The 20625-nt window shown below is 64.6% G+C and carries 24 protein-coding genes and 1 riboswitch; of the genes, 10 read left to right on the top strand and 14 right to left on the bottom strand.

Annotated features, from left to right (window positions below; all coding sequences use genetic code 11):
- Nucleotides 1–24: 24 nt before the first annotated feature.
- From ACZI8R_RS19665 to mhuD, 5 genes are all read right to left on the bottom strand, one after another.
- Nucleotides 25–222: a CbtB domain-containing protein gene (locus ACZI8R_RS19665; protein WP_463381352.1), complete on the bottom strand. Its 198-nt coding sequence runs from the start codon at nt 220–222 to the stop codon at nt 25–27.
- A 59-nt stretch (nt 223–281) separates the two neighbouring features.
- Nucleotides 282–770 carry a hypothetical protein gene (locus ACZI8R_RS19670; protein WP_463381353.1) on the bottom strand — a complete coding sequence of 163 codons (489 nt, stop codon included), beginning with the start codon at nt 768–770 and terminating at the stop codon, nt 282–284.
- Nucleotides 771–908: 138 nt separating this feature from the next.
- Entirely contained in the window at nt 909–1718 is an 810-nt protein-coding gene (locus ACZI8R_RS19675) for a CbtA family protein (RefSeq protein WP_463381354.1), read from the bottom strand.
- Entirely contained in the window at nt 1709–1903 is a 195-nt protein-coding gene (locus tag ACZI8R_RS19680; protein WP_463381355.1) for a CbtB domain-containing protein, read from the bottom strand. The genes ACZI8R_RS19675 and ACZI8R_RS19680 overlap by 10 nt, the downstream gene beginning before the upstream one ends.
- 30 nt (nt 1904–1933) lie before the next feature.
- A riboswitch (cobalamin riboswitch) is annotated at nt 1934–2058 on the bottom strand.
- 17 nt (nt 2059–2075) lie between these two features.
- A complete protein-coding gene (gene mhuD / locus ACZI8R_RS19685; protein WP_463381356.1) occupies nt 2076–2384 on the bottom strand; it encodes a mycobilin-forming heme oxygenase MhuD in 309 nt (102 codons plus the stop codon).
- A gap of 32 nt (nt 2385–2416) precedes the next feature.
- Here mhuD and ACZI8R_RS19690 point away from each other — a divergent pair, with 32 nt between their 5' ends.
- On the top strand, nt 2417–3172 hold the full coding sequence (locus tag ACZI8R_RS19690) for an alpha/beta fold hydrolase (protein ID WP_463381357.1): 756 nt from the start codon (nt 2417–2419) through the stop codon (nt 3170–3172).
- A gap of 88 nt (nt 3173–3260) precedes the next feature.
- On the opposite strand, the gene ACZI8R_RS19695 is transcribed toward ACZI8R_RS19690, so the two are convergent.
- Nucleotides 3261–4136 carry an HhH-GPD family protein gene (locus ACZI8R_RS19695; protein ID WP_463381358.1) on the bottom strand — a complete coding sequence of 292 codons (876 nt, stop codon included), beginning with the start codon at nt 4134–4136 and terminating at the stop codon, nt 3261–3263.
- Between the two features lie 99 nt (nt 4137–4235).
- Between ACZI8R_RS19695 and ACZI8R_RS19700 the strand changes: the two genes are divergently transcribed.
- Entirely contained in the window at nt 4236–4862 is a 627-nt protein-coding gene (locus ACZI8R_RS19700; RefSeq protein WP_463381359.1) for a carbonic anhydrase, read from the top strand.
- 59 nt (nt 4863–4921) lie between these two features.
- Complete coding sequence (locus ACZI8R_RS19705) at nt 4922–5662, top strand: hypothetical protein (protein WP_463381360.1); 741 nt, start codon at nt 4922–4924, stop codon at nt 5660–5662.
- Here ACZI8R_RS19705 and ACZI8R_RS19710 read toward each other — a convergent pair.
- From ACZI8R_RS19710 to ACZI8R_RS19720, 3 genes are read right to left on the bottom strand one after another with little or no spacing between them, the layout of a single operon-like run.
- Nucleotides 5623–6621, bottom strand: a complete 999-nt coding sequence (locus ACZI8R_RS19710) for an asparaginase (protein WP_463381361.1) — start codon at nt 6619–6621, stop codon at nt 5623–5625. The two genes, ACZI8R_RS19705 and ACZI8R_RS19710, sit on opposite strands and share 40 nt — an antisense overlap.
- A gap of 26 nt (nt 6622–6647) precedes the next feature.
- Nucleotides 6648–8123: an amino acid permease gene (locus ACZI8R_RS19715; protein ID WP_463381362.1), complete on the bottom strand. Its 1476-nt coding sequence runs from the start codon at nt 8121–8123 to the stop codon at nt 6648–6650.
- Entirely contained in the window at nt 8120–9565 is a 1446-nt protein-coding gene (locus ACZI8R_RS19720; RefSeq protein WP_463381363.1) for an aspartate ammonia-lyase, read from the bottom strand. Before ACZI8R_RS19720 ends, ACZI8R_RS19715 begins: the two co-directional genes overlap by 4 nt.
- Before the next feature lie 213 nt (nt 9566–9778).
- Here ACZI8R_RS19720 and ACZI8R_RS19725 point away from each other — a divergent pair, with 213 nt between their 5' ends.
- Nucleotides 9779–10486: a FadR/GntR family transcriptional regulator gene (locus tag ACZI8R_RS19725; RefSeq protein ID WP_463381364.1), complete on the top strand. Its 708-nt coding sequence runs from the start codon at nt 9779–9781 to the stop codon at nt 10484–10486.
- Here ACZI8R_RS19725 and disA read toward each other — a convergent pair.
- Nucleotides 10477–11562, bottom strand: a complete 1086-nt coding sequence (disA, locus tag ACZI8R_RS19730) for a DNA integrity scanning diadenylate cyclase DisA (RefSeq protein WP_463381365.1) — start codon at nt 11560–11562, stop codon at nt 10477–10479. The genes ACZI8R_RS19725 and disA overlap by 10 nt on opposite strands.
- Before the next feature lie 84 nt (nt 11563–11646).
- Here disA and ACZI8R_RS19735 point away from each other — a divergent pair, with 84 nt between their 5' ends.
- On the top strand, nt 11647–12207 hold the full coding sequence (locus tag ACZI8R_RS19735) for a PaaI family thioesterase (RefSeq protein WP_463381366.1): 561 nt from the start codon (nt 11647–11649) through the stop codon (nt 12205–12207).
- An 8-nt stretch (nt 12208–12215) separates the two neighbouring features.
- On the opposite strand, the gene radA is transcribed toward ACZI8R_RS19735, so the two are convergent.
- Nucleotides 12216–13607 (bottom strand): DNA repair protein RadA, encoded by a 1392-nt coding sequence (gene radA, locus ACZI8R_RS19740; protein ID WP_463381367.1) that lies wholly within the window; start codon nt 13605–13607, stop codon nt 12216–12218.
- A 94-nt stretch (nt 13608–13701) separates the two neighbouring features.
- Entirely contained in the window at nt 13702–14328 is a 627-nt protein-coding gene (locus ACZI8R_RS19745) for a copper chaperone PCu(A)C domain-containing protein (protein WP_463381368.1), read from the bottom strand.
- Nucleotides 14329–14615: 287 nt separating this feature from the next.
- Here ACZI8R_RS19745 and carD point away from each other — a divergent pair, with 287 nt between their 5' ends.
- Genes carD through rlmB form a run of 5 tightly spaced genes read left to right on the top strand, consistent with a single transcriptional unit; the run spans nt 14616 to nt 18674 of the window.
- On the top strand, nt 14616–15104 hold the full coding sequence (gene carD, locus ACZI8R_RS19750) for an RNA polymerase-binding transcription factor CarD (protein ID WP_005262216.1): 489 nt from the start codon (nt 14616–14618) through the stop codon (nt 15102–15104).
- Between the two features lie 15 nt (nt 15105–15119).
- Nucleotides 15120–15833, top strand: coding sequence for a 2-C-methyl-D-erythritol 4-phosphate cytidylyltransferase (gene ispD / locus ACZI8R_RS19755; RefSeq protein WP_463381369.1), 714 nt, complete (start codon nt 15120–15122; stop codon nt 15831–15833).
- Entirely contained in the window at nt 15818–16294 is a 477-nt protein-coding gene (gene ispF, locus ACZI8R_RS19760) for a 2-C-methyl-D-erythritol 2,4-cyclodiphosphate synthase (protein ID WP_463381370.1), read from the top strand. The genes ispD and ispF overlap by 16 nt, the downstream gene beginning before the upstream one ends.
- 11 nt (nt 16295–16305) lie before the next feature.
- Nucleotides 16306–17700, top strand: a complete 1395-nt coding sequence (gene cysS, locus ACZI8R_RS19765) for a cysteine--tRNA ligase (RefSeq protein ID WP_463381371.1) — start codon at nt 16306–16308, stop codon at nt 17698–17700.
- A gap of 2 nt (nt 17701–17702) precedes the next feature.
- Nucleotides 17703–18674, top strand: coding sequence for a 23S rRNA (guanosine(2251)-2'-O)-methyltransferase RlmB (gene rlmB, locus ACZI8R_RS19770; protein ID WP_463381372.1), 972 nt, complete (start codon nt 17703–17705; stop codon nt 18672–18674).
- 2 nt (nt 18675–18676) lie between these two features.
- Here rlmB and ACZI8R_RS19775 read toward each other — a convergent pair whose 3' ends face one another.
- Nucleotides 18677–19384 (bottom strand): hypothetical protein, encoded by a 708-nt coding sequence (locus tag ACZI8R_RS19775; protein ID WP_463381373.1) that lies wholly within the window; start codon nt 19382–19384, stop codon nt 18677–18679.
- A gap of 164 nt (nt 19385–19548) precedes the next feature.
- Complete coding sequence (locus ACZI8R_RS19780) at nt 19549–20418, bottom strand: 5-oxoprolinase subunit C family protein (RefSeq protein WP_463381374.1); 870 nt, start codon at nt 20416–20418, stop codon at nt 19549–19551.
- Nucleotides 20419–20625: the final 207 nt, after the last annotated feature.

Below are 20625 nucleotides of genomic sequence, written 5' to 3' on the forward strand. Positions count from 1 at the left end.
GATCGGAGGCACTTGCACACCTGGTCAGTGGCAGGGGAGTCCCATCAGGTGGCGGCCGTCGTGCATCAGTTCGTGCATGAACATGCCGCTACGGGAGATTGCTCCCTGGTCGAATCCGACCAGGTACAAAGTGAGTAGTGCCAGCAAAACGGCACCCACCGCGAACAGTGCGATGCCGATGGAGTCGGTGATGTGCCGGTTCGGCGTATATACAAGAGCCATACGTGCCCCCTGAGGGTGAGCGCCGCGTCTCGTCGAGCGCATGCCCGACTCGTTCGACGTTACTCCGCGGACCCGAGCGCGCGGAGTCGATTCGAGCGCCGCTGCGAACCGAAGTATCGGTTGGCTTCAGGAGCGAGCATGAGTACGACGGCACCGACCACCGCCACGATGTGGATTGTGCGGGCGCACGCGATCACCGCCAATTCTTGCGTGAGCGTCGGCAGGGGGTCACCGGAGAATGCCCAGGCGAGTGGTTCGCTGATCAGGGAAGCGATCCCCGCGACGCCCAGTCCGAACCCGAGGGCCATTCGCGCCCAGCGCTTGCCCTGACGAAAACGACCCATCACGAAGAGCACAGCCGCGTAGACGGTCAGTCGCATGCACAACTGCAGCGACAGCATCGGAACGTCGACCTCTGGTTGCTGTAATGCAGTGGACGCCTGCGCGATCATCTCGACCACACCGGCCGCGAGTGCGAGTACGAGCAACCAGTAGGCGCGATCGACGGATCGCGGAACGCTCGAGGCTTCTACCTGTTCCGTGGACATACTTCGATGTTCGTGCGCTGAAAACGGATTCACATCACCCAGGAGAGTGAGTCGCTACCCGTACCAGAGGCCGAGACACCGGACCTGTCGGGAGTGCCTCGGAGCTCCGCTCGTCGTCTATGGATTCGCGACGGTGGTCTATCGGCGCACGTTCTCCTGAGCGACGACGGCACCCTTCGCTGCGCGATCGGTGAGGAAAGCGAATGCCGCGCCCAACACCAACCAGAGCGTTGCCTGGGTCGCGAGGGACGACAGCCTGAACTCCCACAGGAGAGTGGCGGGGAAATCTTCGCCGACCTCGTTGATGCTCGGCAAGACCAGGTACCCGATGACGACGACCGCGAGGAATGCTGACACCGGGGCGATGACCCGAAGCGAGAGGAGATTCCCGTTGTTTACGCGCCTCGCGACGAACACGGCGACGGTGACAGCCAGCAGACCGAGGAGAACGGTGGCGAGCCACAGCCACGTGCGCTGATCGATGGTGTCGGGATCGCCGACCGCAGGCGGATTGGCCGGGTACTTGAAGAAGGGAACCGCTTCGATCGCCAGCCAGCCGAGACCGGCGAGGATCATCGCAAGAAGCGCGCCGGAGATCGCAGTGAGGCGCCGGGCATAGTGCAGAACCACCGCGAAGATGGCGCCCAGTGCAAGCCCCGCCAACGCGGTCGCCAGGAAGAGGCCGCCCTTCTGGCCGTCGCGGCTGACAAGTGCGTCTTCTTCGTCGTGCGAGTGCCCACCTTCGGCAGCTGCTTCGGCGGCGCCGTGATCGTGGCCTTCGGCCGCAGCCGATTCCTCCAGCGCGATCGCAGAATCCACGTGCGGTTCGCCGAGCACGAATGCCACGCCGCCGGCGAGGATTCCGGCGATCAGGCCGGCAAGGAGACCGCGGATCAGGAGCTTGGTGAAGGACTCCGACTGGATGTGTGCACCAGTCGTCAGTGGCAAGGCAGACCCATCAGGTGGCGCCCGTCGTGCATGAGCTCGTGCATGAACATGCCGGTACGAGACACTGCTCCCTGGTCGAACCCGACGATGTACAGCGCAAGCATCGAGAGCAGTACGACTGCAAAGGCGATGACGGCCAGCTTGGAGCCGTCGATCCGGGTATCGGGAGAGTAGGCAATTGCCACGGTGGTTCCTCCTGGGATTTCGCGTCCCCTAGGTCCTGGCGACGACCGACAGTATCTGGCTGTTCAGTGGCGCGACCGCTCCGGAATTGCACCGGATTCCTGTCGAATCATCGCGTTGTCCTGCGAACTTTGACACCGGCAGGCAGTCGGTGTCAATCAGCTCGGGTGTCGGTCAGCTCTTGGCGGCGACGTCCAGCACGACCTCGAACTCGAGCAGCGACGCACCGGAGGCGACAGGCTTCTGGCGTTCACCGGCGTGTGCGTCGCGTGCGGGGCCGTCGCGCCACTCTGCGAATGCCTCCTCCGTCTCCCACTGGGTGACCACGAAGTAGCGGTTCTCGCCCTTGACGGGGCGCAGCAGCTGGAAGCCGAGGAAGCCCGGTGAATTCTCGACGGCGTGCGCGCGATTGGCGAAGCGCTTCTCGAGCTCGGCGCCCGCACCCTCGGGGATTTCGATTGCATTGATCTTGACGACAGCCATGTCGGTGAGGCTACTCCGCTAGCGTGGCACCCGTGTCGGACGATGGTGCGCTTCACGACGAGGGCGGGGACGGCCCGCCGATTCTGCTGTTGCACGGCTTGATGGGCAGCGCCCGAACCTGGCGCCGTCAGGTCCCGTGGCTGCGAAATCACGGTCACGTGTACACGTTCGATGCCGCCGGGCACGGTCGGCCGGAGCCGGACGAGTTGACCACCGAGTCGTTCGTGATGGATCTCGACACCAATGTGAAGTCGATTCGGGAACCGATGATCGTGATCGGGCATTCCATGGGTGCTCTGCACGCGTGGACGTTCGCGGCAGCCCGTCCCGAGAGGGTTCGCGCACTCGTATTGGAAGACATGGCACCCGACTTCCGTGGCCGCACGGCACGCGATTGGGCGGCGATGATCGAGGAATGGCCGCAACCGTTCCCGACCGAAGCGGCGGCCATCGAATACTTCGGGCCCGTCGCGGGTCGCTACTTCCTCGATGCGTTCGAAGAGCGGGCCGACGGTTGGTATCTGCACGGTGAGGTCGCGACGTTCCGCGACATCTCCGAGGAGTGGGGTGGACGGCACTTCTGGGATCAATGGTACGACGTCGAGGTGCCGGCGTTGTTGATCGAAGGCGAGTACACGATTACGCCGGCCGGACAGATGCGGCGTATGGCAGACGATCATCCTGCGGCGCAATACGTACGTATAGCCGAAGCCGGCCACCTCGTGCACGACGATCAGCCGGATCGATACCGCGAGGTCGTCGAACGTTTCCTCCGAACCCTGCCCTGACCCCCTCCCGCCCCCGGACCAATGTCACACACGTTCAACCCACGTGAACCGGTGTGACATTGGTCGGGGGCAGGGGAGGGAAATCGAGTCAGCCTTCGCCGGCCAGGGCGAACAACCCGTCGTCGGTCTGCTCGACGAGGCCGTCGACGAGCAGCGAATGCAATGCCCGATCCCGCTGCCCAGGATCGGTGAGCCACACGGTGTCCAAGCGCGCGCGCTGCACCGGCGTCTCGCTCTCGCGCAGCACCGCCATCAGCTTGCCGCGCACCTGACGGTCCGTTCCGGCGAACTTCTGGACCTTGCGACGTTCCCCGGTGTACTCGGGCCTTCCGGCTTCCGTCCAGGCGCAGTCGGGAAGCGGGCACCTCTCACATGCGGGGTTGCGTGCCGTGCAGACAGTCGCGCCCAGTTCCATGAGGGCGGCCGAGAAGGTCGCGGCACGCGCTCGTGTGCGGGGGAGAAGCTTCTCGACCGCCGCGAGGTCTCGGGTCGTCGACGGGTTACCCGGTTCCGCCGAACCGTCCACTGCCCGTGCGACGACGCGCCGCACGTTGGTGTCCACCACCGGAACCCTCTGGCCGTACGCGAAGCAGGCGACGGCTCTGGCTGTGTAGGCGCCGATTCCCGGAAGGCCGAGCAACGTGTCGACATCGCCGGGCACCACATCGCCGTGCGCCGACGCGAGTACTCCTGCGCACTCGTGCAGCCGCATCGCGCGTCGGGGATATCCGAGTTTCCCCCAGGCCCGGAGCACGTCGGCCTGGCTCGACGCAGCCATCGCGGAAGGCACGGGCCACCTCTCGACCCATTCCTCCCAGATCGGAGCAACTCTCGCGACGGGCGTCTGCTGCAGCATGATCTCGCTCATCAGGATGTGCCAGGCCGTGACGTTCTCCTGCCGCCACGGAAGATCACGGGCGTGGGTCTCGTACCACGCGATCAGGGCCGATGTATCGACGGTCACGTGTTCTCACACTCTCCCTCGCGGTTGTGTCAGTCGGATTTCGGATACCGGTAATGTGCCCGCCCAACAGCTGAAACAGCGCGGGTGCACAATGGCTCCATGCCCAACTCCAACCCGATATCGGCCTGGAAGTCACTGCGCCAGGGTAACGATCGTTTCGTCAACGGTGCATCGCTCCATCCCAGCCAGGGAATCGCAGACCGTGCGAAGCTCGTGAACGAGCAGCACCCCACAGCGGTCATCTTCGGTTGCGGTGACTCGCGAGTGGCCGCCGAGATCATTTTCGATCAGGGGCTCGGGGACATGTTCGTGGTCCGAACCGCCGGTCAAGCTATCGACGACGCGGTGCTCGGATCGATCGAGTACGGGGTGGAAATCTTGAACGTGCCGCTGGTCGTGGTTCTCGGGCACGAGGGCTGCGGCGCAGTGAAAGCAACCCTGGATGCGCTCGACAACGGCAACATTCCGAACGGATTCATTCGCACGCTGGTCGAGCGTGTCGCCCCGTCGATCCTCATGGGCCGTAACGAGGGGCTGACCACGCCCGACGAGTTCGTGGCGCGCCACACTCTCGAGACGGCGTCGTTGTTGCAGCAACGCTCTCGCATCATTGCCGAGCGGATCGAGAACGGCACCTGCGCGGTGGCGGGCGTCACATACAAGCTCTCCGACAGCCGAATGCACCTTCAGGGTGTGGTCGGCGACATCGGCGAGACTCCCAGCTGAGCGCGACACGCCGGACCTGGTGAGCCATAGGTCGAGCACCCCGAACTACCGTTGACACCGTGCTCGAACCAAATGGACCGTTGCCCCCCGAGATCTACTGGCGTCGCCGTGCACTCGCGATCGGTGTCGGCGTCGTCGTCGTGGCGCTCTTGGTGTGGTTGCTGAGTTCCTTGGGCGGGGGCGGAGACGATCCGGAGACGGGCGCGGCAGCGGCCACGTCTTCGTTGACTTCGGCTCCTGCCACCCCGAGCGAGAAGGCGGACGAGAAGGCAAGCGAGGGCTCCGGTGGCTCCGGTGGTACCGGCGACTCGAGCGGTTCCAGCGAGTCGAGTGGATCGGCGACCTCTTCGGGTTCCTCGTCTACTTCGTCGACGAGTGCAGAGCCGGTTCCTGCCGGCCAGTGCCCCGATCAGTCGCTGGCCATCAAGGCGACCGGCGAGAAGCCGAACTATGCGGCCGGTGAGGAACCGACCTTCACCACCGTGATCACCAATATCGGAACCACTCCGTGTGAGCGGGACCTGGGTAGCGGATTGCAGCAGGTGCTCGTCTACACGCTGGACGGCAATCAGCGTCTGTGGTCCAACATCGACTGCTTCCCACAGGGTGAGCCCGACATGCGCACACTTGCGCCCGGCGAGCAGGCCGTCTTCTCCGTGAAGTGGTCCGCGAAGACGTCCGCCCCGGACTGCCTGCAACAGCCCGAACCGCAGCGTGACCCGATCGGGCCCGGTGCGTACACCGTCGTCGGTCAGCTCGGTCAGTTGCGGAGTACGCCGGAACCGTTCAACTTCGGCTGACAGTCGGAGTCCGTTCGAATCCGGGACAAGCTCTCGAAAGTTCGTCGCAGCGCGAGTCGATCCAAGCCCGGGTCTGCCAGCAGGGAAGCGAGGAGTACCCGTGCCTGGCCGGCTCGGAGGTCGGTGGAAAACATGGCTCCAGCCTGAATCAAGTCGTCTCCGCCACCGCCCCCGCCATAGCCCGGCGAGGTCGGTCCCCATGGAACACGGGTGGTGACGACGACCGGGATGTCGGCGTCCACACAGTCGCGGACGCCGCGGACCACATCGGGATTCGCGTTGCCGGAACCGAGTCCTTCGATGACGAGACCGTGAGTTCCTGCCGCCGCGCAGGCATCGATCTGTACTCGGTCCGCGCCCGGGTACACGGCGACGATGTCTACGCGAACGTCCGCTGTCGGATGCCAAGGCAAGGTCTTCGCGCATCGCTGCGGTTCTTCGCCGGGAACGACCGAGCCGAACGCATCGAGGGCACTCGTGTCGATCTTCCGAGTGCCGGGTACGTGATGCACTTTGCCGCCGAACGCGATCGAGACCCCTGATCGGTGGTGGGCGCGATCCGTCACCGCGGTGATTGCGGTGAGGAGATTGGCCGCGGCGTCGGAGTCGGGATGATCGAACGTCCTCTGGGCGCCGGTGAACACGACCGGGCGTGGGTCCTCGTGGTGAAGATCGACCAGGAATGCGGACTCTTCCATGGTGTCGGTGCCGTGGAGCACGACCACCGCGTCCAGATCTGGGTCGGCCAGTTGTGACTGCACGGCTTCGCGGATGGCGTCCATGTCCGCGAACGTCAGGCTGGAGCTGTCCTTGGACATCACCTCGACGATGCGGAGGTCTGCGTGGGCGGCGGCCGCCTGCAGGACCTCCGACCCTGCGACGACCGGTGTGCTGACGCCGCGTTCGTCGCGGGTGCTGGCTATGGTGCCGCCGGTGGTGACGACGGAGATTCTCGGCACTGTCTGCCCTTCTTGCTCGGTGGTGGTCAGAGGGAGGGGCTGTCCGAAACCGTCGGGTTGCCGTCGCGCTCCGCGGCAAGGGTACGGATTCGGTTTCGTGCGCAGAACCACCCGATCACCAGTATCGGACCGATGATTGCAATCGACGCGACGGTCCACGTGCCGACCGGCTTGTCGAATGCCATCAGGATCACGACGCATGCGAGAAATGCGAGTGTGAGTATTCCGGAATAAGGGGCGCCGAACATCCGGAAATCGGGCCTTCGCATCCGGCCGTCCTGCGTCAGTTTCCAGAACTTCAACTGGCACAGGACGATCACGGCCCAAGCGCTGATGATGCCGAGCGCAGCCAGGTTCAGAACGATCTCGAATGCCTGCGAAGGAACAACGGCGTTGAGTCCCACCCCGAGAAGGATCACGACGCCCGTCATGGCGATTCCTCCGTATGGAACGCCGGACTTGTTCATTCGGGCAGCGAACCTGGGCGCGGACCCGGTCATGGCCATCGAGTGCAGGATTCGGCCGGTCGAGTACAGGCCGGCGTTGAGCGACGACAGAGCAGCCGTGAGAACCACCAGGTTCATGATGGCGTCCGCGCCCTCGACGTCGATAGCGCCGAAGAACGTGACGAACGGGCTCTCGCCGGCGTGATACGCCGTATAGGGGAGTAGAAGTGACAGCAGCAGAACAGATCCGACGTAGAACACGAGGATTCGAACGATCACCGTGTTGATCGCCTTCGGGATCACCTTCTCGGGATTCTTGGTCTCTCCTGCCGTGGTGCCGACCAGTTCGATCGACGCGTAAGCGAACACGACCCCCTGGATGACGACAACTGCGGGCAGGATTCCGCTCGGGAACATTCCGCCGTTCTCGGCGATCAGCCCGAATCCCGGGCTGTGCCCGTTTATCGGATCACCGAAGAGTACGAAGTAGATGCCGACGCCGAGGAAGGCGACGAGAGCAACGACCTTGATCAGGGCAAACCAGAACTCCAACTCGCCGAACACCTTCACCGACACGAGATTGAGTCCCAGCACGAGAACTACTGCGGCGAGTGCGAACACCCACTGGTCGATGTGGCCGAGCGGGGACCAGTACTTCTTGAAGAAGTTCATGTAGAGCGCGACGGCGGTGACATCCACGACCGCTGTCATCGCCCAGTTCATCCAGTAGAGCCAGCCCGTCGCGAACGCCATCTTCTCGCCGAAGAACTCTCGTGAGTAGGACACGAAGGATCCGGACGAGGGGCGGTGCATCACAAGTTCACCCAGGGCGCGCAAGATCAGGAAGGCGAAGAATCCGCACAGTGCATAGACGAGAACGAGGGCAGGCCCAGCCTGATTCAAACGTCCGCCTGCACCCATGAAGAGTCCGGTGCCGATGGCGCCACCGATGGCGATCATCTGAATTTGTCGCGGACCCAGAGACTTTCGATACCCGAGGTCTTCTTCCTCGAAGACCGCCCTGTCTACTGGTGCATCGTCCTTCTCGATAGTCACGATACGACCTCCGTGGCCGCCGAGACAGCCTTGCGAGCCGGGCCTGGATCGCGAAGATTGGCGAGGTGCTCGGGGCGCAGGAGCCTGTCGAGTTCCTCCCTGTCGACGAGGCCGGCCTCGATCACGAGATCGGCGACCCTGCGACCGGACAAGAGAGCCTCCCGTGCGATATCCGTCGATGCCCCGTACCCGATGTACGGATTGAGGGCGGTGACGAGCCCGATGGAGTTCTCGACCCGCTCGCGTAGGAGTTCGGAGTTCGCGGTGATACCGACGACGCACCGGGACGAGAGGATTCGGCAGGCAGCATCGAGATGGCGAATGCCCTGAGAAAGCGAATCCACGATGATCGGCTCGAAGGCGTTCAGCTGGAGCTGCCCCGACTCTGCAGCCATTGTGATCGTCACGTCGTTGCCGATTATCTGGTAGGCGACCTGATTGACCATCTCGGGGATCACCGGATTCACTTTGCCGGGCATGATCGACGAACCTGCCTGCACGGGAGGAAGGTTGATTTCGTTCAAGCCGGCTCGCGGGCCGGACGAGAGCAGTCGGAGGTCGTTGCAGACCTTGGACAACTTGACGGCGATCCGCTTCAGCACACCCGACAGATGGACGAACTGACCCACGTCCTGGGTGGCCTCGACGAGGTCGGTGGCGAGGACGACGGGCAGGCCGGTCAGTTCGCGGAGTTGGTTGCATGCCGCTTCCGCGTATCCGGCCGGCGCGTTGAGCCCCGTACCGATCGCAGTCGCTCCGAGGTTGATCTCGTGAACGAGCAGGGCCGCCTCGCCCAGTCGCGCACGATCCTCCTCGAGCATGACGGAGTACGTGCCGAACTCCTGGCCGAGTGTCATGGGTACGGCGTCCTGGAGCTGCGTCCTGCCCATCTTCACGGTATCGGCGAATTCGATTGCTTTGGCCGCGAACGCATCCTGGAGTATCAGAAGCGCTTCCGAGAGTTCCGATATGGCGAAGATCGTGGAGACGTTGACGGCTGTGGGGTAGACGTCGTTGGTCGACTGACTGAGATTGACGTGTTCGTTCGGGTGCAGATGGTGGTATTCGCCGCGATTGTGGCCGAGGAGTTCGAGCGCCCGATTGGCGATGACCTCGTTGGCGTTCATGTTGGTGGATGTGCCCGCGCCGCCTTGAACGACATCCACCACGAACTGGTCGTGCCACCTGCCTTCGGTGATCTCTCGGCAGGCGCGCGCGATGGCCTCGGCGCGGACGGAGTCGAGAATCCCGAGCTTCGCGTTGGTGACCGCTGCAGCCCACTTGACGTACGCGAGGCCTCGAATCAGATGCGGGTTGGAGGAGATACTGCGGCCGGTGACCGGAAAGTTCTCCACGGCGCGCAGGGTGTGTATGCCCCAGTAGGCATCTGTGGGCACCTGGCGTTCGCCGAGCAGATCGTGTTCGGTTCGGGTTATTGGCACGGTCGTTCCTCACCTGGACTGTTGCGAGCGCAGCTCTGAGTGGATGTGGTGGGGTGTGCGGTACAGCGACCCGGCCATCTGCCTATCAGGCTGTCGGACAGGTGCAATTGTTACCCCCGTCACTTCTCGTCGTCAACCCTGTGGATGTCGAGTCCCGGTTGCGCTCGTCGGCGACTGTTGACGGATTGGTCGGAGGTTGCGCACAATGTCCGAATGAACCTGTCGGACAGCTGGGCAGCCAGGCGTCCTGTGACGGCGCGTGTCAGTGCAGCGGAAGCTGTCCTCGCGGACCTCCGCGAAGCGATCACCGCGGGTGAACTGCCCATCGGCGAGAAGCTCCCTTCCGAGGCCTCGCTCGCGGCAAGGCATGGGGTCAGCCGTTCGGTGATCCGAGAGGCGTTGCGGTCGTGCCACGCATTGGGACTCACCGAAACGAAGTCCGGTCTCGGAACGTTCGTCGTCAGCGAGTCGATTGCTCGCGATCTGGATTTCGGCACGTACGCGGCGAAGGAACTGGTCGAGGCTCGCCCGCATGTGGAGATTCCAGCGGCAGGTCTGGCGGCCCTCCGGCGTGTGCCGGAGGATCTGGCGGCACTACGCGGGCTCGTGGAACAGATGCGCGACGAGGACGATCCGCTCGTGTGGGTCTCGCTGGATGCCCAGTTCCATGCGCTCGTCGCACGCACGAGTGGAAACCGGGTATTCGAATCGGTGATCGTCGACATCCGCGAAGCCCTCACTCGGCAGTCCGAGACGTTGAACCTCGTCGCCGGACGGCAGGACAAGTCGAACGACGAGCATTCGCAGATCGTGGACGGAATCGAATCCGGAGACTACGACACAGCGGCACGTGCCATGGCCGAACACCTCGATGCCGTTCGGGTGGCGTTGGTATCCGTGGTGGGCAGCGGTCAGTCGTAAGGACCGGCGATCGAACTCTCGGCCAGGCGGGACAGGCCCTCACGGATGTGCCTTGCCCACAGACCGCCTATGCCCTCCACGGACTGCAGATCGGCGGCGGTGGCAGCCAGCAGGCCCTGCAAGGTGCCGAAAGACCCGACCAGGCGATGGATCTGATTGAACTGCAGCCGCGGGACCCGCGTCAGAACGCGGTAACCACGTGGACTCATCGGGGCCTCGAGAGCCTCGATCGTTCCGGGATAGCCGAAAGCTCGTGAGAGAACCGTCAGGTCCAGGAGATCGGCGTCGGTGATCGCGTCGAGGGCCGCGAGAGCGGCGTCCACATCGGCGGTCGCGGCCGGCCCGCGACCTGCAAGGTAATCGCGGACGATCAGTTGCCGTGACACGTCGTTGTCGCCGACGAGCTCTTCGAGCTGCAAAGCCAACTGGCGCCCGTCGGTGCCGAGTTCGAGGACGTCCTGCTCGATTTCCACCGACACTCGGCGCACCATCTCGAGGCGTTGAACGACGGTGAGTGCGTCGCGCAGAGTGACGAAGTCTTCGATCTCCACGACGGACAGCTGGCGGGTGACCTCGTCGAGTCGTGCCTTGTAGCGTTCGAGCGTGGCGACCGCCTGATTCGCGCGCGACAGGATCGTCGCCGAACCGTCGATGACGTGCCGTATTCCGCCCGCGTACACGCTGACGATGCTCATCGACTGGCTGACCGAGACCACCGGATACCCGGTCTGCATCGCTGTTCGCTCGGCCGCGCGGTGCCGGGTTCCGGACTCGACGGTGGGAATCTTGGGGTCGGGAACGAGCTGGACATTGGCGCGCACGATCCGCGAACCGTCGGTGGACAACACGACCGCGCCGTCCATCTTCGACAGTTCCCGCAGACGAGTCGGCGCGAACTCGACGTCCAGTTCGAAACCGCCGTCGCACAGTTCTTCCATCTGCTCGTCGTATCCGAGCACGATCAAGGCGCCGGTACGACCACGAAGAATCCGTTCGAGACCGTCTCGCAATGCGGTGCCAGGCGCGAGTCGGGCGATGGTTTCGCGCAGCGCAGCCGACGATTCGGCATCGTTCATCGCGAAACTCCTGCTGAGGTCGACGTCACTTTCGGTGGGTCCGGAGGCAAAGCGCCCGCGGACCCGCGTTTAGATTACCTAGCCATGAGTAGTACCTGGACTTTGCCCGACGACGTCATCGTGCCGTCACGCCCGGACACATTCCCCGAAGCAGGTCGGCCGCTCCCTCAGCACTGGTCGAAATGCTTCGGGTGCGGGGACGACCAGCCGTCCGGAATGTCGATGAGCTTTGTCGCCGGTGCCGGCCTCGAGGTGTGGGGGCGCCTCGAGGTTGCCAAGCGATACCAGGGCGGCCCGGGCGTCATCCACGGTGGGATTCTCTCGACGGCATTCGACGAGGCGCAGGGCATGGCGTGCCTGGCGTTCGGCCAACGCGTGGTCACCGGGCACCTGGAGATCGACTTTGCGCGTCCGATTCCGCTGGGCGCGGTCCTCGAACTCAGGTCGCGCGTCGACGGCACCGTACGGCGCAAGATCTACACCAGCGCCGAGGCCGTGATCGTCGAGGGGCCGGGCGCGGATCCCGACACCGTGGTGGGCACCTCGCGGGCACTGTTTCTCACCATCACGGACGAGCACTTCGCGAAGGTTCAGGCTCACGTCGACGGCACTCCGCCCTTCCGCGACGGCGCCTCGTCGATCTGACGAGGGCACTACTGGAGTCCGAGTGCACGCAGTGCGCCGCCCAGATCCGTGACCTCGGTGGAACGCATCCCCTTGGGGGCAGCGCCGGAGTCGGTCGGCACGATCGCACGGTTGAATCCGAGCCGCGCCGCCTCGGCGAGCCTGCGTCCGACCCCGGGAACCCGTCTTACCTCACCAGCGAGACCTACTTCGCCGAGAACGATCGTGCCCTCGGGCAGGGGCCGGTCTTTCACCGCCGACGCCACCGCGACGGCCAGTGCCAGGTCCGAGGACGGCTCGGTCATCCGCATTCCGCCCACTGTTGCTGCGTATACGTCGCTCTTGGCGAGCGAGATCCGGCAGCGGCGGTCGAGAACTGCGAGAACCATCGCTACTCGGGCGCTGTCGAGACCGCTCACCGCGCGCCGTGGTGCGGGCATCGAGGTAGCAGCCACGAGGGCCTGCACTTCACCGAGCAGTGGCCGTTTGCCGTCCATCGTGACCGTGACCGCAGTGCCCGGCACGGTTTCTCCGCGATGGTGGAGGAACAAGCCGGACGGGTCGCTGATCCCCGCGATCCCGTCCTCCCGTAGCTCGAAACAACCCACCTCGTCTGCTGCTCCGAAACGGTTCTTGACGCCACGAACCATGCGCAGCGTGGAGTGCTTGTCGCCCTCGAAATGGAGCACGACGTCCACGAGGTGTTCGAGTGAGCGAGGACCGGCAACGGCGCCGTCCTTGGTGACATGGCCGATGAGCAGGACAGGAATTCCGCTGGCCTTCGCAAGCGAGGTGAGAGCGCTGGTGACCGCCTTCACCTGCGTGACACCGCCGGTCACACCGTCGACATCCGCTGCCAGCATCGTCTGTACCGAGTCGACGATCAAAAGAGTCGGTCGGACCTGCTCGACGTGTCCGAGGATCGTCGCGAGATCGGATTCTGCGGCGAGATACACGCGGTCGTGAACGGCCCCGGTGCGGTCGGCGCGAAGGCGAACCTGGCCGGCCGACTCTTCACCGGTCACGTAGAGGGATCGCTCGTCCGGGCCCCGCCTGGCCCATTGGTGGACGACCTCGAGGAGCAAGGTCGACTTGCCGACTCCAGGCTCGCCGGCGAGCAGAACCACCGATCCGGGGACCACGCCGCCGCCGAGAACGCGGTCGAGCTCGTCGATGCCGCTGGGCTTCGCGCGCGTGCTGGTGCCGTCGATCTTCGTGATGGGAGTGGCGGGAGTGGAAGGCAATACCGCTGCCGCACCCGAGCGTGCCAGCGAAGCACCTGGGCGGCTCGTCACCGAGGCTGCGGACGAGACCTCGTCCATCGTGCCCCAGCTACTGCACTCCGGGCACCGGCCCACCCACTTGGGAACCGTGCACTGACACGACGAACAGCGAAAACTTGTCCTGAACTTGGTTGCCACGCGGCCAGCCTAGATACACCGACCGACAGACCCGTCAGTGTCCGGCTTCGCCTTTACAGCGCAATCAGTGTCCGGCGTCGCCTTTACAGCGCGATCAGTGTCCGGCGTCGCCTTCCACGGGCGACTTGTCGGACACGTCGCGGTCGAGCTGATGCCCCGCATCGACCGGCACCGACATGGTGATGTCACCGGCCTGCTCGAACGAGAACGTCACCGGAATGGTGAGGCCCGGGCGTACGCCCTCTTCGAGGTCTTCGAGGACCACGAGGAGCAGGTCGCTCGGTGCGTCCGCATCGCCCGCGGTCTGCGCATCCGCCTCGGCCTGGCCGGAAGCGTCCTCGGTGGACGTGCCTGCGCCGAGCGAGGTCTGCGGCGCGATCTCGGCAGTGCCTGCCTGCCCGGCGATCGAGACGGAGCCGGCGAACTCCGAGGTGATGCCGGTGAGCTTCTCGGGTGTGTTCTCGCTGGCGTTGATCGCGGTGAACGCGAGGACGGCGTCGCCGCCGGGCTCGAGGCTGTACTCCTGCGAGTTGGGGAAGACGATGTGCACGTTGCGCAGTGCAAGCGGGCCGGCCTCCGCAGTATTGCCGTTCACTGCGGCAACCTGGGTGGCGGTCTGGCTGATCTGTCCTGCGCTACAGGCGGACAGCGTGAGAGCACCGCCGGCGACGAGAGCGACGGCGGTAGCGACTCGGCGAGTCGGCTTGTCGAGAGCAGTCACGGTTTGGCCTCCATGGCGTCAGGTTCGATCTCCACTAGGCAGAGTAGTAGTCATGCCGTAGCTCCTGCTCTTCGGGTGCCTCGCCGGTGTGGCGCGCCACCCTCGCAACGCTTGCGGGAGTGCATGTTCGGGGCTGCAGAACGGTCGGTTTCGGTCTACCCGAATGCACGTATCGCAGCCCCTGTCAACCCCTCTGCTCACCGTGGTGTGCCCCTGACCTGCACCGTTGGTGCACAGTCGTTTCGGTCACGTGTTAAACTGGGAAGATCGAAAGGGGCACGGGACAGATGATTTTTAAGGTCGGAGACACCGTCGTATACCCCCACCACGGTGCGGCGCTGATCGAAGCAATTGAAACCCGCACCATCAAGGGTGAGCAGAAGGAATACCTCGTTCTCAAGGTCGCGCAAGGCGATCTCACGGTTCGAGTTCCAGCGGACAATGCGGAGTACGTCGGAGTCAGGGATGTCGTCGGCCAAGAAGGTCTCGACAAGGTCTTCCAGGTTCTGAGGGCACCGCACACCGAGGAACCCACCAACTGGTCTCGCCGGTACAAGGCAAATCTCGAGAAGCTCGCATCGGGTGACGTGAACAAGGTCGCCGAGGTTGTTCGTGACCTGTGGCGTCGTGAGCAGGATCGTGGATTGTCGGCGGGCGAGAAGCGGATGCTTGCCAAGGCCCGTCAGATTCTGGTCGGCGAACTCGCATTGGCCGAAGGAACCGACAGTGACAAGGCCGAGACGATCCTCGACGAGGTTCTCGCGGCTGCGTCGTAGCAGTACATCCATACAGTGACCGAACTGAATGGTCCGGTAGTAGCTCTGGTTCCCGCCGCAGGTCGGGGAGTGCGATTGGGTGAGGATATACCCAAGGCATTCGTCGATCTCGGCGGCAAGACCATGCTCGAACGCGCGGTCGACGGCCTCCTGACATCAGGGGTTGTCGACCGTGTTGTCGTTGTGGTGCCCGAAGACATGGTCCGCACTGTCGGTGAGGGCCTTCCCGATCGCGTGCAGGTCGTGGTCGGTGGGCGGGAACGGACGGATTCGGTCCGCGCCGGCCTGGAGTCTGCGTCGGATGCCCGATACGTGCTGGTGCACGACGCGGCACGGGCGCTGACTCCCACCTCGCTGATCCGACGCGTCGTGGCCGAACTGGGGGCCGGTGGCGAGGCTGTGATCCCAGTGCTGCCGGTTGTCGACACGATCAAGACCGTGGACGGGGACGGCACCGTCGTCGGAACACCCGACCGGGCGGACTTACGTGCGGTGCAGACGCCCCAGGGGTTCTCCGCCGACACTCTTCGGCGGGCCTACGAGGCTGCTGACGAGGTGGCGACCGACGACGCCGGATTGGTCGAGCGGATCGGGTGTCCGGTTCGTACCGTGGCGGGTGAACCCCACGCCTTCAAGATCACCACCCAACTCGATCTGCTGCTGGCGCGAGCTCTTCTGGATGCGGGAGCAGGGTCGGGCGAGGAAGGAACACAGTGCGTGTCGGAATAGGAACGGACGTTCACCCGATCGAGCACGGTCGTCCGTGCTGGATCGCGGGGCTGCTCTTCGAAGACGCGGACGGCTGCGAAGGCCACTCGGACGGCGACGTCGCGATCCACGCTCTGTGCGACGCACTGCTTTCGGCCGCAGACCTGGGGGACCTCGGTTCCGTCTTCGGCACCGGCCGCCCGGAATGGGACGGCGTCACCGGCGCGAGGATGCTCACCGAGGTGCGCAGGCTCCTCGACGAAGCAGGCTTCGAGGTAGGAAACGCCGCGGTCCAGGTGATCGGCAACAGACCCAAGATCGGCCCTCGTCGGTCCGAGGCACGTGAAGTACTCGGCTCCCTTCTCGGAGCGCCGGTCTCGGTATCGGCGACTACCACCGACGGCCTGGGCCTCACCGGGCGTGGCGAAGGTATCGCCGCTGTGGCGACCGCATTGGTCATGGTGCGCGGTAGCGGCAGGTAGGATCGCTGGTCGTGACCCTGCGCCTCTTCGACACCGAGACTCGGGCCGTGCGTGACTTCGTTCCGCTGGCCCCCGGACACGCATCGGTGTATCTGTGTGGTGCAACGGTGCAGGGTGACCCTCATATCGGTCACGTGCGCAGCGGCGTCGCCTTCGACGTCCTGCGTCGGTGGCTGCTCGCCCACGACTACGACGTCGCCTTCGTGCGAAACGTCACCGATATCGACGACAAGATCCTGAACAAGGCGGCCGAGGCGGGGCGCCCCTGGTGGGAGTGGGCGTCGACCTTCGAGCGTTCCTTCTCGTGGGCATACGACCAGTTGGGCGTGCTGCCACCCTCCATCGAGCCTCGCGCCACCGGGCACGTGACGCAAATGGTCGAAATGATGCAGCGCCTCATCGACAACGGTCACGCCTATGCCTCCGGTGGGGACGTCTACTTCGACGTAGTCAGCTATCCGCAGTACGGCAGCTTGTCCGGACACAAGCTCGACGATGTGCATCAAGGTGAGAGTGTCGCGGCGGGCAAACGCGATCCGCGCGATTTCACCCTCTGGAAGACGGCCAAGCCCGGCGAGCCTTCGTGGCCGACGCCGTGGGGCCGCGGCCGACCGGGTTGGCATCTCGAATGCTCGGCGATGGCCGAGTTCTACCTCGGGAAGTCTTTCGACATTCACTGCGGTGGAATGGATTTGGTCTTCCCTCATCACGAGAACGAGATCGCCCAGGCCAAATGTGCCGGCGACGATTTCGCCCAGTACTGGCTCCACAACGGGTGGGTCACCATGGGCGGCGAGAAGATGTCGAAGTCTCTCGGCAACGTCTTGTCGATCCCGAACGTCCTGAAGAAGGTGCGCCCGCAGGAACTGCGCTACTACCTCGGCAGTGCTCACTATCGGTCGATGCTCGAGTACTCCGATACCGCGCTCGAAGAGGGCGCGGCGGCGTTCCGGCGAGTCGAATCGTTCGTTCATCGAACTGCAGAGCGTGCCGGCGAGGTCGTGATCGGCGAATGGACCGAGGCGTTCGCGCGGGCACTCGACGATGATCTCGCGGTCCCGGCGGCACTCGCAGAGGTGCACGGCAGTGTTCGCGAGGGCAACACCGCGCTGGACGCAGGACGGCTCGACGCCGCCCGTGACATCGCGGCGCAGGTGCGCGCGATGATGTCGATCCTCGGTGTGGATCCGCTCGATCCGCACTGGGCCAAGGAGAGCGCGGACGCAGCCGCAGGTCACGATGCCCTGGATGTGCTCGTGCGTGCCGAGCTGGCTCGACGTCAGCAGGCGCGCGCAGAGAAGAACTGGGCTGTGGCAGACGAAGTACGGGATCGGCTGATCGAAGCCGGTATCGAGGTGACCGACACCCCCAACGGGCCCGTGTGGGCTCTCGAGGCAGGACAGTAGTAATGGCAGGAAATTCGAGTCGTCGCGGAGCGGTCCGCAAAACTGGCACGAAAAAGGGGCAGGTCGCCGGTTCCGGCGGCCGTCGCCGCAAGGGTCTCGAAGGGCGAGGTGCGACACCGCCGGCAGAGGCCCGTACCAAGCACCCCGCCGCCAAGCGCGCCGCACGCGCGGCCAAGACCGCCGACAAGGGGCCGACCAACAGAGGTCGCCCCACCGGCGGCCGTAAGCCCGCCGACGGTCCGGAGAACGTCCTCGGTCGGAACCCGGTTCTGGAGTGCCTGCGTGCAGGTGTGCCCGCTACCGCGTTGTACGTCGCGGTGGGCGCCGAGAGTGACGATCGCCTGAAGGAATCGGCGCAACTCGCCGCAGATGCCGGGATCTCGATCCTCGAAGTGGCCCGGCACGAACTCGACCGCATGAGCGCGAACGGCATGCACCAGGGGATCGCGCTGCAGGTGCCGCCGTACCGGTACTCGCACCCGGACGATCTGATGGCAGAGGCCCGCAAGCACCAGGAAGCCCCGCTTCTCGTGGCGCTCGACAACATCACCGATCCTCGCAACCTGGGCGCGGTCGTGCGTTCCGTCGCCGCTTTCGGTGGTCACGGCGTGGTGATCCCGGAACGTCGAAGTGCCGCAGTGACTGCGGTTGCCTGGCGAACGAGCGCGGGCGCCGCAGCTCGTCTCCCGATCGCTCGGGCAACCAACCTCACTCGCACGCTGAAGGATTGGGCATCGAAGGGTGTTCAGGTCATCGGCCTGGACGCCGGCGGTGACACAACTCTGGACGAGTTCGACGGCACGGGCCCGGTTGTGGTCGTGGTGGGGTCCGAAGGAAAAGGCCTGTCACGCTTGGTGCGTGAGAACTGCGACGCCATCCTGAGTATTCCGATGGCAGGGCCCGTCGAATCCCTCAATGCGTCGGTTGCCGCCGGCGTGGTGCTGTCCGACATCGCACGCCGGCGGCGTTCCTGACGTCAGCTTCCGTTCTGCAGAACCTTGCTGATCACGTCACCGAGGAAGCCGGCCGGGTCTCCCAGTGCGGCAGAACCTGATCCGCCTTCACCGTCGGACGAACCGAGGCCTGCGCCCGCTGAACCCGAGGTGACGGATTCGCCGAGGTTCTTCCCGCGGATCTGGACCCATGCGCCGGATACGGTCTGCAGCGTGCTGAAGAACGCGACATCGACGTCGGAACCGGTCTCGAGGTACGTGTCCACGGGGGCGTCGTCGGGAACGAGGTAGGTGACTTCCAGCGTCACCGTCTTGCTACCGATGGTGTCCACCGGCCATACGCCGTGCACGGTCACCGTCCGGTCGTTGACGTTCACAGTGGGGCTGACCGCCTCGGTCTTCTGCCCACCGATGAGGTGGAAGGCGTTCACCTTCGCGCTGCCCTGAACGTATTCGAATCCGGCAGGGTGACGGTCGGTGATTGCTTCGATCGATCGGACCGGTGTGTTGGTGGCCGCGACCGTCGTGCGAAATGTGACCTTCCCGCCGGCTGCGGCGGTTCCGTCGCCGACCACGCTCTTGGTGATCGTCAGGTTGCTGGTTTCGACAGAACTCGAGCTCGGGTGTGCGGCATCCGCTGATGCGACAGCGGAACCGGACAGTGTGGCGCCGACAGCGGCGGCCACGACGGCGGTGCTTGCGACGAGACGTCGCAGCGAGAAGCGAGACATGCAGTTCTCCATTCGGGTGCATAGCTCGGCCGACGCCAGGGATGTCGGCACGGTGATGAGTCACATCACGTATAGATCAGTTTTGTGATCTAGCCCATACATATACGGGCGTCCAACTCGGAAAGCAAGTCGCTCGACCTGCACTGACAGAGCGTGTTGACGATCTAGTGGGCTTCGGACGGAACGAATCGGACGTGATGGCCCGGTCGTAGCTGTGCGGCAATCGAGAGGTCACCGGAATCGACAACGGCGATCACGGGGTAGCCACCTGTCGGTGGATGGTCCGCCAGGAAGAGGATCGGCTTCCCGTTGGGCGGCACTTGCAGCGCGCCGGCGACCATACCCTCTGTTGGGAGTTCACCTCGCTCGCTGCGATGGAGTGGGCCCGGCCCGTCCAGCCGGGCGCCGACTCTGTTGGTGTCGCTGGTGACCGACCACTCCTGTTCGATCAAGGCGTGGAGTGAAGCGGACGTGAACCAGTTGTCGCGTGGACCCAGTCGTACTCGGAGTCGAGCAGGATTCTCTGATTCGGCGGGTGGCGGAATGAAATCCTCTGCAGGCCAATCGAGCATCTCGGTCCCGGCGAGAAGACGATCGCCGGTTCGAACGGGATCGGGGCCGAGTCCCGACAGGGAGTCGGTCGATCGGCTTCCGAGTACGGCGGGCACGTCCATGCCTCCTCGTACCGCAACGTACGTGCGCAATCCGACTGCTGGGTAATCGATTTCGAGGAGATCGCCGGTCCGCAAATGAAGGATCGAATAGTCGGGGACGGGAACCGAATTCACGGTCAGGGGTGCGCGTGCGCCGGTAACCGATACGGAGGTGGCGCCGACCGAACGCAATGCCAGCCCACCCATCGTCACCTCCAGAGTTGCGGCGTCGATGGTGTTGCCTACCAAGCGGTTTGCGGCGTCATGAGATTCGCGATCCGCAGCGCCGGATTCGCCCACGCCGATGGCAGCGTGGCCTGGTCGGCCACGATCTTGAATCGTGGTGAGGGCACCTTTTCGCACTACTTCGAGCCACGCCATACGTCGATTGTCTCGCACAAGTACCCGCCGGGGCCAGGATCCACCACCCCGACCCCGACCAATGTCACACCGGTTCGCGTCAGGCGGTTTCAAGTGGTGGATGCACCGATGAGCTCAGCGAACTTTTCGACTGGTGGGCGGTAGCCTAGCGCCGCCCTGGGGCGTTCGTTGAGTTCGGTGGTGACGAAGCGAAGGTGTTCGAGCGAG

This window comes from Rhodococcus huquni (assembly GCF_055231055.1).

Coding starts and splice junctions, on each gene's coding strand:
- rlmB (WP_463381372.1), top strand. CDS start 17,703: ATGGCAGGAAATTCGAGTCGTCGCGGAGCGGTCCGCAAAACTGGCACG.
- carD (WP_005262216.1), top strand. CDS start 14,616: ATGATTTTTAAGGTCGGAGACACCGTCGTATACCCCCACCACGGTGCG.
- ACZI8R_RS19735 (WP_463381366.1), top strand. CDS start 11,647: ATGAGTAGTACCTGGACTTTGCCCGACGACGTCATCGTGCCGTCACGC.
- ACZI8R_RS19670 (WP_463381353.1), bottom strand. CDS start 770: ATGTCCACGGAACAGGTAGAAGCCTCGAGCGTTCCGCGATCCGTCGAT.
- ACZI8R_RS19780 (WP_463381374.1), bottom strand. CDS start 20,418: ATGGCGTGGCTCGAAGTAGTGCGAAAAGGTGCCCTCACCACGATTCAA.
- ACZI8R_RS19665 (WP_463381352.1), bottom strand. CDS start 222: ATGGCTCTTGTATATACGCCGAACCGGCACATCACCGACTCCATCGGC.
- ACZI8R_RS19700 (WP_463381359.1), top strand. CDS start 4,236: ATGCCCAACTCCAACCCGATATCGGCCTGGAAGTCACTGCGCCAGGGT.
- disA (WP_463381365.1), bottom strand. CDS start 11,562: ATGAACGATGCCGAATCGTCGGCTGCGCTGCGCGAAACCATCGCCCGA.
- ACZI8R_RS19775 (WP_463381373.1), bottom strand. CDS start 19,384: ATGTCTCGCTTCTCGCTGCGACGTCTCGTCGCAAGCACCGCCGTCGTG.
- ACZI8R_RS19725 (WP_463381364.1), top strand. CDS start 9,779: ATGAACCTGTCGGACAGCTGGGCAGCCAGGCGTCCTGTGACGGCGCGT.
- mhuD (WP_463381356.1), bottom strand. CDS start 2,384: ATGGCTGTCGTCAAGATCAATGCAATCGAAATCCCCGAGGGTGCGGGC.